This is a genomic window from Neobacillus soli NBRC 102451, assembly GCF_001591665.1.
GTDB lineage: Bacteria > Bacillota > Bacilli > Bacillales > Cytobacillaceae > Neobacillus > Neobacillus soli.
This window is the reverse complement of record NZ_BCVI01000097.1, coordinates 1-12,645: the sequence shown is the minus strand read 5'-3', so window position 1 is coordinate 12,645 and position 12,645 is coordinate 1. Positions and strand designations below refer to the sequence as shown.

Here is a 12,645-nt window from a genome sequence, read left to right as displayed (position 1 = left end):
TGTGCTTTAGTAAAGTTCATAGGGTTCTTAGGCAAATCTTTTTTCTTATTAACAAAAGCGGCAGGTTAGTTGAAGATGAGGGATTTTAAGAGTAACAAAATAATATACTTTTTTTCTGTAGAACAATGATTCAAAAAAACCTAGCATTTAGCGAGGTTTTTTTTATTGGAGAGATGCAAGTAATATTAATTAGTCGAATGAGCATTGATGACAGGGGGAAACAAATGAGATTATAATTATCTAGAAAATCTTTAAAAACAGTATCTAAATAGGTTTTGATAATATCCCTGAAGCTTTTCCTCCTGATTGTTTAAGCTTTGTTTATTATATTCTTCTTAAATTACTAACATTAAATACGTACTAGTTAGAAGAAACTTCCCTGAAAACAAAATTTTATAGTGTCCCTGTGTCAGAAACTTTCATGTTAATTCAAATAAACATGAAAGTCGTGAATTTCACGCTTGTTTCTGACATAGGTACATATTACAAAACCATAGTCATTTCAAAGAATCCCCTTAAACAACCGCTTCTTCACTGCTTTGTCTGTTATAAACTATTAATCCCATTACGCCGCTGAGGAATAGCAAAGTGGAAGCCAAAACAAAAACAAACGCATAGGGAATGGTTTCCGACAGCCAGCCTGTCAACAACTGAGAGATGGGAACTGCCCCGAAAGCCGCTAGCGAAACGATACTCATCGTTCTGCCGAGCCTTGCCCTTGGAACATGGGCCTGAATCTTTGAAATGATGATGACACTTGATATACCATTCAAAATCCCTATGGCCGCTAAAGATAGCAACACGACCCATACGGAAGGAATAGCTACCAAAAACAAGAGCAGTCCCTGTATAAGTTCAAGCCAGTAAAACGAACGAAGTGTTTTATATTTTGGGTGTAATTTGGTGACAAACATCATGCCTATGACCGAACCAGCTCCAAAGGCAGCCAAGACGAATCCCATCTGTGAAGGTGCCAGATCGAAGCTTTCCTTTGAATATAGCGGTAATGCGATCTGCATTGGACCGACTACCACCAGTCCCCCCACTAAATCTACCAACAGTACGGTACGGAGCCACTTGGTTGTCCACACTTGCTGAAACCCTTCCACGAAATCTTTCACAATACGCGAGTCTTTCACTTTAGGTGAACTTTCCTTGTTAACGCTGACCATAATCCCGGTGATAGCGCCAATCAAATAAGACATGGCATTTATGAGAAAACCAGCCTCTATTCCGTAGAGCCCCACCACTAATCCAGCAAGAGGAGGACCAATGAAGATGGCGGTTTGAGAGATTGATTGAACCCATGCATTGGCATTTTCTAAATCCCTTGTTTCTACGATGGAAGGAACAATGGTATTAAATGCCGGATAGAAAAAGCCGCTTGCCACACCAGATAAAGAAAGTAAGAGGTAAAGCAGTGGAAATGACAAGGCATCAAAGAATAAAAATGAAATCAAAACGGTCAAAATCACAAACCGAGCGAAGTCTGAAATCCAAATAACCTGTTTCGCACTTAACCGATCAACTGCAACGCCTCCCACCAGCAATAGAAGAATGCGGGGAAAGACCGAGAAGAATAGGGAAAGAGCCATTTGGCTGCCGCTTCCACCCATCTCAAAAATCAAGTAAATCAGGGCGATCTGCTGGAATCCATCTCCTATTGTCGAGAAGGACTGACCAAAGAAAAAATAAGCGAAATTCTTATTAGAGAAGAGGCTGTTTTTAAATAGTCTTCTCATTGTTCTGTTTCTCTTCTCTTAGATTTTGGAGAAACTGGATGAAAAAAACTGCTGAGCGTGTAGAATTTCCGATTATCTGTAGGTGTTCGTTTCATGGAAGAATTATTCATAATTTGATCGATAGCAGATAAATGCTTCTTAATAGAAGCTATTTCTTCGTCTGTTAACCACGCGTGTTCCTGAGTGATGAATGAGTTTGGAAGGAAACCTTCATGATAATCGACACTTTCGATGAGATTCCGGTAAGTTTCATGAAAAGTAGATTCGTAGAGCATATGTTCATCGGATTTGGCCAATTCAAGAGAAGGAGAAAGTCGGAATGAACGGGCTGAAGCCGTATAATATTTTTCGATGATGGATCCTTTTACTTCTTCTCTTGTAAGTCGGATAATGCCAGCGTTCAGCAGTTCCTTTACGTGAAAGTGCACTTTAGGTGCAGACTCTTTGAGGGCGTTTGAAATTTCTTTATTTGTCATTTCATCAAACGAAAGAACGGTTAAAATACGCTGTCTTAGTGGATGGGATAGGGCATGAAGCTGTTCCGTTGTTACAATAATCATTTCATAATTCATTTTATCGTCTCCTTTTCAATCTACAATTAAAATAATTTTATCGATAAATTATAATTTATTGAACTAATTATATTTCAGCTTTTTTTAAATTGCAACCTGTAAATCTAAAGTTTCAGATTATTTCTTAAGGTTGTCGATAAAGGAAAAGCAAAAGGACTCCCATTTATAAAGATAGGTATAGATAAAATCGTCGAGCCGTTAGTGGTCCAAACAACTGATGGGGAAATAATTAATTCTAAATTTAATAATTCCTCAAAGTAATAACACCCTTATTAAAGATAAAGTCCTCATCATGGTAAGCATCCCCTAACTGCTTGATCCTTCATAAAGTACGTATTATTATGAAGCGATAACTCGCGACAATCAGGAGGAGGAGAACAACCAAATGTTCATTTAGAAATAAGGGCCGAGGAAGCAAGGTGACGGTTCTCAGGCTTCCCAAAATACTAAAACGGCTGCCAATGAAATTGACAGCCGTTTTAGTATTTTCCAATCAAAGAACATCCTTAATCCCATGTAGTTAATAACTTTGAACAATCCTTAGCAATATTCGAGCAATTTCAACACTCCACTTATTTAACTAATTGTTTGATTAGATCCGCTGTAAATCCCTTGATATAGCAATTTCAGCCACGTAATATAGTAGAAAAATGTCAACGAACAAAGATTCCAAACAGTATCGTCCATTCATTTTTTGAACGTTTACTGAAAGAGGGTTACCCATCTATGGAGGAGGAAACAGTCAGAGATATCAGCATTTACGCAGCATCCGTCGCTGTAACCGATTATTACACACTTGACGGAATGTTTGATAAATAGTAACATTACTATCATAAATAAATTGTTTAATTGATTCTCTAAATAAATGGATTACTTTAGCATAAGGTTAATAACGATCTATTGGCACTATGAAAAAGTAAATCTATAATAATGAGGGTAAACTGTAAATATACTTCCTTATTGAAAGGAAGAAAGATTATATAATTAGGTAGACGATTAAAAGGCCTGATTGGGCCCGTTAAAAGTAAACCGACAATTTTCAAAGTTTAATGGTTTTGACCATTATGCTTAAAAATTGTCGGTTTTTTTGTTTTTAAAAATAAACAGAAAGGAATGCGGTGTAATGAAGGAAATAGTCAGAATCATCTTTTCGGAATGTTGGTTTCTTCCATCCATTGATGGGGGGAAGTAGAATGTTAATTTCTCTGCCAGAAATATTTTTCGTATTGCTTGCAATCTCGGTGCTCAGCGCGCTATTGCTGTTATACCCAAGGGTTCCGCTGTCTTTTGTGCGGTTTCACGTCGGTATCACATTGTTGCCCCCGATTGCTGCCCTGCTGGCCCTTGTTACGACCAAGGAGACCATAATTTATGGCCCTTGGCGGTTTGATTCTTTATCATGGCTGCTGGCATTGTTTGTTCTAACCATTGGTTTTCTCGTGCAGCGCTATTCTGTTCGTTACTTACTCGGTGATCGTGCCTATCGAAAATATTTTGCCCTGCTGACTATTACTACTACTGTTGATTCAGGTGCCTGGCTGAGTAATGATCTTCGCCTGTTGCTGGTTTGCTGGGGGGTTACACTCCTGGGACTGACCCTGCTTATAAGATTAAAAAAAGAGTGGAGTGTGGCTAGAAACGCAGCTAAGCAATCTGGCCGTCTATTTGCACTAGGCTGGCTTTTCCTAATGGGAGCTGTCATTTGGGTAACCCAAGCCACAGGGCATTGGCAGCTATCGCTCATCCTCACCAAAAGCAGTCTTGCGCAGCTTGATTCATGGGAAAGGACTTGTATTAATTTTTTGCTAATCCTGGCTGTCGTGATTCCAGCAGCACAATGGCCCTTTCAACGCTGGCTGTTAGATTCAGTAGTGGCTCCAACGCCTGTATCCGCGGTAATGCATGCGGGATTAGTGAATGCAGGAGGAATTATCCTGACTCGGTTCTCACCGCTTTTTAGCGGAGATATAGCCCAACTTGTTTTGCTACTATTGTCCAGTGTTTCAGTCATCATAGGGACCGGAATTATGCTGGTTCATGTTGATTATAAACGGCAGCTGGTAGGGTCTACGATTGCTCAGATGGGGTTCATGTTAATCCAATGTGCATTAGGTGCATATTTGGCAGCCATTATCCACGCTGTTTTACATGGTCTATTCAAATCAACCCTTTTCTTACAGGCTGGCGCTGCGCTCCATCACGATGCGGTGCCTGCCCCTGGGACGCACCAGCCAGCGTCATTATTATGGACCATCACTGGCGGTATTTTAGGCTTCATGGTCGCACTAGTTATTTGTCTGTCTTCTCCTGGAGAGAGTTATCAATTGATAAGCGCTCTTACGTTAGGATGGTCGGTTTCTTTGGCCTGGACTAAGCTCGTGGCTTTTGGGTGCGGACGTGTTGGGCGTATTGCAGGATTTTCTTTGGTTACTGCAGCGGCAATTGTATACAGTTTGGTACATGATACTTTTTATGATGTGTTACAGGATTCAATCCCAAAAGGAATTCAAGCACAGGCACCGGCGGCCATTTTGCTCTTGATTATCCTATTGGCCGGAAGTACTGCAGGTGTTTGGCTGGCTCGTCATCGTTCATCAACTGCCTATGCTGTCATTTATCTTTGGCTTGTACGATTGGGTGAGCCTCAAAATGATTTGGTCGAAAGTCATCCTAAGTATTTGACACAATCATTTTTTAGAGGAGGTCATTTACGATGAATACAACATTAGCAAAAACATTACATTGGGGAAATCTGCCCGATATCATTGATTTTGATCTTTTTGACTTGGTGAAATCCGCCAGCAGCGTCATTGCACCGCTTGGGCCAATTACCACGTTTGCAGCACGCAACCCCTGGGTAGGCCTAGAGGGACAACCCTTTGAAAAAACAGCGCGGTGGCTTAAGGATACTTGTGATGTAGATATCTATCCCAATGATTCCGTATTTCTGTCTGCACGGGATCGAGGCCAGATTCATCAGGATTTATTAGAAGAAGGGCTTCAACAGTGGTTAAACTCACAATCTTTGGAGCTTCCGCGTGAGGCAGCAGAACGATTCTGCCGGACTGCACTTTTACAGACTCAACCATCTTCCAGCGTTTTGGAAGCACCTGAGATAAATAGTATGGCAAAAAGACTTAACCGTTTTACATCGCAAATGACTGAAAAACACTCGGTTAAAACTTATAGCCAGCGCTTGGAACAGCTGGGAAGGGTGAATGCAGCCCACGAACTTAACCGCCATATGATCAAGTGGTGTAAATTGTTTTTGAATGAGTCCCAGGCTGTCTGGGCTATGCCCAATCGAGAAGAAGGTTTCTATCATGCGTGGCGGAAACTAGTCCGGCATGACCCGGCACTAAGCCGTAAGATACGTAAACAACTAAGTGAGCTGCCGGAAGAAGCTGATGCTGCCTTAATGAAAGTTTTGCTCGAACTCGAAATTCCTTTTTCAGAAATTCAAGACTATTTTGAGGCACATTTCCTTGCTTTACCAGGATGGAGTGGTATGATGCTTTGGCGCTCACAGCAATCAATTGAAGAAAGTTCACTGCTTTATGATTATTTAGCTGTTCGAATTTGTCTGGAATGGGCCTTAGTTAAACCCTCTCTTCCCTTACCTGAAAAAAGAAAAGATAAAGTTCATTTAGAACCATTGATTGCAGCTTGGGCCGAATGGGTAAACCTGCCAATCGATGCTTGGTCACAATTATCTTCTACAGAAATAAAGGCACGTTTGACCCTTGCCTATCGTTTTGATAAGATTCTACGCAATCGGCTTTGGCTTGAAGCCTGGGAAAAAACATATGAAGACCAATTAAGGAAAATGATTACATCCCAACAGCCTGTTGGAGCTGCTGAAAACGTAAAACCTTCACTCGCCCAATTTGTATTTTGTATTGATGTGCGATCAGAGCCTTTTCGCCGAAAACTTGAAATAGCAGGTGATTTTGAGACTTTTGGAACAGCAGGCTTTTTCGGATTACCGATTGAAACCTGCGAGCTTGGCAGTAATCACAAGCATAGCTCTTTGCCGGTAATGTTTAAACCGCAATACAAAGTAAAAGAGTTTTCACTGGATTCTGAATCCTATCAACAACGGCATCAAGCGGTCCGCTCACTAAGTGATACGTTTAAAACAATGAAACATAATCTGGTTTCCAGTATGGTGTTACCGGAGATTAGCGGTCCTTGGCTAAGTCTGCAAACGCTGGCTCGCAGCTTTGTTCCGCGAAGTGCAGGACGGACATTAAGCAAACTGTACGAAACATGGCTGCACAAACCATTCACGGACCTCTCGCTTGACCATACGGATACATTGGAATCAGATTTGCCAATTGGCTTTTCGGCGAAAGAAAAAATACACTATGTACGGCAAGCTCTAAAAATGATGGGACTGACCAATCACTTTGCACCACTAGTGGTTATTTGCGGACATGGTAGTCACAGCACGAACAATCCATATAGTTCCGCACTCGACTGCGGCGCTTGCGGAGGGGCATCAAGTGGGTTCAATGCGCGGGTGCTGGCAGCCTTATGTAATCTTCCAAACGTAAGGAAGAGCCTTGAAAAAGAGGGAATTATGATTCCGAAAGATACCGTTTTTGCAGCTGCCGAGCATATTACCACACTTGATGAATTGCGCTGGCTTTATGTTCCAGAACTATCAGAAGAAGCTAAAGAATCGTTTCTTCGTGTTCAAGCCGCGTTGCCAATGGTCAGTGAGAAAGCCATTGCCGAGCGGATTGTGCACTTGCCAAATCTCGGAACCCATTTCAAGAATCCGAAGGCTGAAGCGCAGCGTCTTTCAGAAGATTGGAGTGAGGTCCGTCCGGAATGGGGCTTGGCACGTAACGCTGCGTTTATCATTGGGGAACGCCGGCTGACCCAAGACTGCAATTTGGGAGGAAGAGTTTTCCTCAACAATTATAACTGGAAGAAGGATAAAAACGGTGCTATTCTCGCCAACATTATTTCCGGGCCGGCAACGGTAGCCCAATGGATTAACTTGCAATATTATGCATCTACTGTCGCCCCTCATTATTATGGCAGCGGGAATAAAACAACCCAAACTGTGACAGCCGGTCTCGGGGTCATGCAGGGGAACTCCAGTGACTTATTATCCGGACTTCCCTGGCAGTCTGTTATGAAATCGGATGAAGAGGCATATCATGAGCCACTGCGATTGCTGGTGGTCATCCAAGCACCGGGGGACTATGTGAAACGGATGCTGGACCACGATCATGCCTTTCATCAAAAAGTGAAGAATGGATGGATTCGGCTTGCGTCCATTGATCCGGAAGGACGCTGGGAGAGCTGGTCTTAACCTCTTTCCCGGTATCTATATATGTCCTTGTGTGAATGCTGCTTTTCTTTCCGGCGCTTTTGTAGCAATGGTACAAAGCCTTCCGAAAGAAAGTCGTCACATGGGGGGAAAAGATTGTTTTTTAGAAGAATATAGGCAATATTTGGACATCTATGAATGTAACTTTGAAAAAAGGAAAAGGAATCAGTATGGAAAAAACAAAAGGAACACTTGAAGCTGAAATAAGCAAAGCTCTTACACATTGGGAGAAAAATTATCTTGGACGAGGCTCCGTGTCTGTTAAATCGGATATCTTACGGGATATGGTGATTGTAATACTCCACGGTATACTAACTGCCGCTGAATATACTGTATGTCTGGATAAAGAAGGATTGTTATCAGTAAAAGAACATCGCAACAGTTTAGTGGAATCCGGTCTGGATGATTTAAAAGAAATTATCTTAACGATAACAGGGGAAGAAGTAGAAAGTTTTCACACCGATATTAGTACACAAACTGGAGAACGAGTTATGGTCTTTAAGCTTTCCAGTGACCTGCAAAGCAAATTATGTTAAAAACAAAAGGATATGTGCGGACTCGCGCATTTTTCATATAAGAAAGAGTCAGGAAACTTATTTGGAAGCAAATTCAAAATATTTATGGGGTGAATTTGATGTCTAGAGATGAAAAGAAAAAAGTGCTATTTGTGATTGGAATGGAGCAGAGATTAGAACGATTCATTAAAGAAGAAACCAATGTCAAACCGGAAAACATGATCATTTTACAAACATATCAGCCAGTCGTTTCACACCCCTACGACGATTTAATGAGGGACATCATTATTGCTGTGTATCAGGATAATGTTGAGGAAATCGTTGTGGTCTCCACAAATGATTATCAAAAGAATACTGGGAATATACTGAACAAAATATATAAAAACCAAGAATTACAGGACAAGATTCAAACATTAGATTATCTTTTTAAAAATTGCATGCCGGAATTTCCTGAGGGTACGGTAAGTGTATGGCTACAGGGAGGTAAAACTTTAACGGATAGCGTACAAAAAACTGTCAACATCATACGCAATCATCCGCTGCTGCCGTCACATATTAAGGTCAAAGAATTATATATTGATCAGGGGAATGAAAAGCTATCAGAAATTGTCTAAGAAACTATTGCTTATGTATATAATGAAATAAAAGTCTTAATTCCTCCAATTATAGGGATTAAGACTTTTTGTTTTGTATTTTAATTATTGTTACAAGCTCTCACACTGCTTATCTTAACACCACTGCGGCTATACGTTTTTAACTAATCCTGGGCAAATTTCTCAAAAGGCATATCGGATTCTTTGGTGAAAGTCACATTTTGAATTTCTCCTCAAACAATTGTAACGGGTATTAATTTACCCATTGGCCAATCCGATTGCGAACTTATAGATTATAAAGGATTTAAAGGAAGAACGCCTTTATGGTAGTCAAAATGAAGAAAGCCTGTTATAATTGCAAGCTTAACCCTCCGAGGGGTTACTAAGTCAAGTTTCGCAGCAGAAATCAGGCATTAAAGCCTTTACATAAATAGTTGCGACCTAAACCAAAACATCACTTGCTTAAAACGGTTTGAACCGGTTTTTTTAGTGCATACTTGAGTTATAAATATTAAAAAATTCATCTAAAAGGGGAATATCATCATGAGCGACTATAACGCAGTATCAGCAAAAAATACGGAAAATGCTCCAAACGGTAACGGTATATATTCACAAACTGTAGCTTTCTCTCATTACAATAATCTTTCAGCTCAATTACCTATCGAGCCTAAAACTGGAAAATTGGTAGCTGGTGGTATAAAAGAGCAGGCTGAACAGTGCTTTAAAAATATCAAGGCAATTGTAGACAGCATCGATCATGTTATGAGCGATATCGTTAGAATCACGGTATTCGTTAAGAATATCAAAGATGTTGACGCTGTAGACGAAGTTTATAAAACATTCTTCCCAACCTATGTTCCTTCACGGACAACAGTTGCAGTTGCAGCTTTGCCTATGGATGCTTTGGTGCAAGTTGAAGCACTTGTTTCACACGGTGAAGGTACAATTCCAAACGCCCCACAAGCAGGCGACCTCATTAAGCTTACAAATAACACGGCAAATGCACCAACATGTTCTCTATCTACACAAACTGTAGCGTTCTCTCATTACAATAATCTTTCAGCTCAATTGCCGATCGATCCAAAAACTGGCCGATTGGTAGCTGGTGGTGTAAAAGAGCAGGCTGGACAGTGCTTGAAAAATATCAAGGCAATTTTAGAAAGTATCGACGTTCCTTTTGATGATATTGTTAAAATTACAATCTTCCTTAAAAACCTCTCGGATACTGAAGCCGTAAATGAAGTTTATAAATCATTCTTCCCAGACTCGGCTATCGCCAGAGCCGCAGCCTATGTCCCTGCACGGACAACAGTTGCAGCTGCAGCCCTACCTATGGATGCTTTGGTACAAATTGAAGCAGTGGTGTCACACGGAGATGGTACACCTCCACAATTGGTTGAAGACAGACATGGAATTGTTATATGGGCGAACAATACTGACAATGCACCAAAGGGTTCCCTATCTACACAAACTGTAGCGTTCTCTCATTACAATAACCTTTCAGCTCAATTACCTTTGGATCCAAAAACTGGTGAATTGGTAGCTGGTGGTGTAAAAGAGCAGACTGAACAGTGCTTGAAAAATATCAAGGCCATTGTAGAAAGTATCGACCACGTTATGGACGATGTAGTTAAAGTAAATATCTTCCTTAAGAATATTGCAGATATTGATGCTGTAGACGAAGCTTACAAAACATTCTTCCCAAGTGGTGTTCCTGCACGAAGAACAGTTGGCGTATCGGCTTTACCTGAAGAAGCTTTAATCCAAATCGATGCAATTGTATCAAACGCTGAAGGAACACCTCCAAAAGCATAACAGGCATTTGTTTGTAAATACAGGAACTATCAATGTTACTTGTTAATGACGATGGTGAATGTGGAATTGCATATACTAGTCATAAAAGAGGCTGTCTCAAATGAAAATTGAGACAGCTTCCTTCTTTTAACAGCATAGATGAAAACACCATTAAAGATGTTACTTACAGAAATTAACAAAACCATGATATACATAAGAGATTAAGAAACTAAGAAACAAGAGTATCTTTAACAAACGAGTAGCGTTTCTGTAATTACAGGATAGTCAGCGATTCAAATACACACTCACAGACACTCAGAATCGCTAGTGGTGGCGGTTTACGAGGTCTCCTCCTTCTCTGGTTGAATATGAGGATACTAATGTTAGCTTGGGGTGGCAGTCCTTTGCTCTTTTACTAACGCTTAGTTAGTTCAATAAAAAGTTCATTCAAATATTCTATAATAAAGGAATCAATATGTTAAAATTTAGTAAAGGGGGAGATTGGATGAAAGAGGAAAATAAACCATTCAATGATGTAATTGACCACTTTAACAAGATAGAAGGAAATGCTATAAATCCAACAAGTGCTAAATTGAAAAGGTTGCCAAAACCATTGAAATATTTTGGGTATTTTATGATTGGTTTAGTTTCTATATCCTTTCTGTTAATGATTATTTTGAATTTATTATCTATATAAATGTTATTAAGTGGTCGTTTTTGTAAAAGTGGCGCCGCTTTTCCTTATTCAAATAACGGGTCAGGGAGGTGAATGCTCCGACTTTTTTGATGGTGAATATTATGCTGATTTACCATTATATGTTGCCGCTTTTGCAGCCGATTATGAAATAGTAGAGCTTCTATTTAAAAAAGGGGCGGTGCAACATGTTTCTGATACTGGAAGAAGTCCGATTTTATGTGCTTTAAATAGTTACGAAAAAGGAGATTTGAAATTAGTAAAACTTCTTTTATCAAATGGTGCGAATGAAATTGTTTCTGAAAAGGTTATTTCTGATGAAGTTGAGGCTACATATCCATATAGCAGGGAAAGAAGAAAATATACTAAAGAAGAGGAACATGAAATTACATTGATCTTCAAGGGACTTTTGGATGCTGGGGCACTTGTAGATCAAACAGTGGTAGTAAGGGCTGCTTTGTATAATGATGCAGAGTTACTAGATCATTTCATCAAAAAACAATTCGTTTATCACAATACATAGAAATTATTTAATGATGAATACATTTGTACGGATAATGTAACAGTGAGAATACAATTTTTTAACACAATGTTGATGGCTAAAAAAACACTATAATTGATTTCTTTGGACAAAATATATCCATTTTTTAGGGGGCATTTTGAATAAATTGTTGAAATTGGGAATTATCGGGGTTTTAGTTGGCGGTTTGTTGGCTGGTTGTGGAACTTCTGAGGAAGGATAAAGAAGTGAAGGCGACGGCGGAAAGTAACAGTAAATCAGCAAGTGCAGCGGAAATCGACCCGACGGAATGGGAAGACCCATCTTCGGAAAATGGCTCAGAAAAGATGGAATTCACACCAACCGCACAGGGGTGGGTGGCCGAACAATTGGAAATCTTTCGGCAAGCACCTGATTCGAAATTACTGGAAGCTGGATACGACAAAGGTTATGATTACTTTTTAAAGGCGGATGTTGTTTCGAGAGGAATGGGCAACTATGTTCGAGTGGAAGACGTTGACCTTGAAAAAGATTTTGAAAACTTACGGGTACTTGCAAATATTATCGTTCAAGAACAAGATGCCCGAACCGCGGATATTTTACCTAAAGAAATATGAGGTAAATAAAAAGGATGCAATAAAGGAATGGAAGCCAATGCCCTTACAAATGCAACTGGCTTATGACTATATGACGGAATTGTTGAATGACCTTAACATCGCCCTCAATTATGGTGGAAAGGGCGAAACTTTCGGCGTGTTACACCAATTGGAGGGCGATAAAGTGATAGAAATGGAATCATTTATTTCGGGTCATGGTTCCTGACCCACAGTGGAGTAAAGCTTTACTTCAACGGGGTACTGACCCCAATCTCAAAAAGCGTCAACTCCTTGAC

The 12,645-nt window shown here is 40.1% G+C and carries 10 protein-coding genes; 8 read left to right on the top strand and 2 right to left on the bottom strand.

Annotated elements, in window-relative coordinates; all coding sequences use genetic code 11:
- Positions 1–515: 515 nt before the first annotated feature.
- Together BSO02S_RS25255 and BSO02S_RS25250 are read right to left on the bottom strand one after the other, a co-directional pair.
- Positions 516–1,742, bottom strand: a complete 1,227-nt coding sequence (locus tag BSO02S_RS25255) for an MFS transporter (protein WP_066074595.1) — start codon at positions 1,740–1,742, stop codon at positions 516–518.
- Positions 1,739–2,314 (bottom strand): ArsR/SmtB family transcription factor, encoded by a 576-nt coding sequence (locus BSO02S_RS25250; protein ID WP_066074591.1) that lies wholly within the window; start codon positions 2,312–2,314, stop codon positions 1,739–1,741. The genes BSO02S_RS25255 and BSO02S_RS25250 overlap by 4 nt, the downstream gene beginning before the upstream one ends.
- 1,178 nt (positions 2,315–3,492) lie before the next feature.
- Here BSO02S_RS25250 and BSO02S_RS25245 point away from each other — a divergent pair.
- The 8 genes from BSO02S_RS25245 to BSO02S_RS25210 all read left to right on the top strand — a co-directional run bounded on the left by BSO02S_RS25245 (position 3,493) and on the right by BSO02S_RS25210 (position 12,370).
- On the top strand, positions 3,493–5,031 hold the full coding sequence (locus BSO02S_RS25245; RefSeq protein ID WP_066074588.1) for an NADH dehydrogenase subunit 5: 1,539 nt from the start codon (positions 3,493–3,495) through the stop codon (positions 5,029–5,031).
- Positions 5,028–7,640 (top strand): DUF2309 domain-containing protein, encoded by a 2,613-nt coding sequence (locus tag BSO02S_RS25240; protein WP_066074584.1) that lies wholly within the window; start codon positions 5,028–5,030, stop codon positions 7,638–7,640. The genes BSO02S_RS25245 and BSO02S_RS25240 overlap by 4 nt, the downstream gene beginning before the upstream one ends.
- Before the next feature lie 188 nt (positions 7,641–7,828).
- Positions 7,829–8,194 carry a Na-translocating system protein MpsC family protein gene (locus BSO02S_RS25235; protein WP_066074598.1) on the top strand — a complete coding sequence of 122 codons (366 nt, stop codon included), beginning with the start codon at positions 7,829–7,831 and terminating at the stop codon, positions 8,192–8,194.
- 98 nt (positions 8,195–8,292) lie between these two features.
- Entirely contained in the window at positions 8,293–8,787 is a 495-nt protein-coding gene (locus tag BSO02S_RS25230; RefSeq protein ID WP_066074582.1) for a carbonic anhydrase, read from the top strand.
- A 522-nt stretch (positions 8,788–9,309) separates the two neighbouring features.
- Positions 9,310–10,581: a RidA family protein gene (locus tag BSO02S_RS25225; RefSeq protein WP_066074578.1), complete on the top strand. Its 1,272-nt coding sequence runs from the start codon at positions 9,310–9,312 to the stop codon at positions 10,579–10,581.
- A gap of 484 nt (positions 10,582–11,065) precedes the next feature.
- Positions 11,066–11,257 (top strand): hypothetical protein, encoded by a 192-nt coding sequence (locus BSO02S_RS25220; protein WP_066074575.1) that lies wholly within the window; start codon positions 11,066–11,068, stop codon positions 11,255–11,257.
- A gap of 10 nt (positions 11,258–11,267) precedes the next feature.
- Entirely contained in the window at positions 11,268–11,777 is a 510-nt protein-coding gene (locus BSO02S_RS25215) for a hypothetical protein (protein ID WP_142303770.1), read from the top strand.
- Positions 11,778–12,001: 224 nt separating this feature from the next.
- Entirely contained in the window at positions 12,002–12,370 is a 369-nt protein-coding gene (locus BSO02S_RS25210; RefSeq protein WP_066074569.1) for a hypothetical protein, read from the top strand.
- Positions 12,371–12,645 lie beyond the last annotated feature (275 nt).

What these genes read in the sequence shown, in the direction of transcription:
- BSO02S_RS25255 (WP_066074595.1), bottom strand. Translation starts at nt 1,742, where the DNA reads ATGAGAAGACTATTTAAAAACAGCCTCTTCTCTAATAAGAATTTCGCT.
- BSO02S_RS25250 (WP_066074591.1), bottom strand. Translation starts at nt 2,314, where the DNA reads ATGAATTATGAAATGATTATTGTAACAACGGAACAGCTTCATGCCCTA.
- BSO02S_RS25230 (WP_066074582.1), top strand. Translation starts at nt 8,293, where the DNA reads ATGTCTAGAGATGAAAAGAAAAAAGTGCTATTTGTGATTGGAATGGAG.
- BSO02S_RS25225 (WP_066074578.1), top strand. Translation starts at nt 9,310, where the DNA reads ATGAGCGACTATAACGCAGTATCAGCAAAAAATACGGAAAATGCTCCA.
- BSO02S_RS25245 (WP_066074588.1), top strand. Translation starts at nt 3,493, where the DNA reads ATGGGGGGAAGTAGAATGTTAATTTCTCTGCCAGAAATATTTTTCGTA.
- BSO02S_RS25235 (WP_066074598.1), top strand. Translation starts at nt 7,829, where the DNA reads ATGGAAAAAACAAAAGGAACACTTGAAGCTGAAATAAGCAAAGCTCTT.
- BSO02S_RS25240 (WP_066074584.1), top strand. Translation starts at nt 5,028, where the DNA reads ATGAATACAACATTAGCAAAAACATTACATTGGGGAAATCTGCCCGAT.
- BSO02S_RS25220 (WP_066074575.1), top strand. Translation starts at nt 11,066, where the DNA reads ATGAAAGAGGAAAATAAACCATTCAATGATGTAATTGACCACTTTAAC.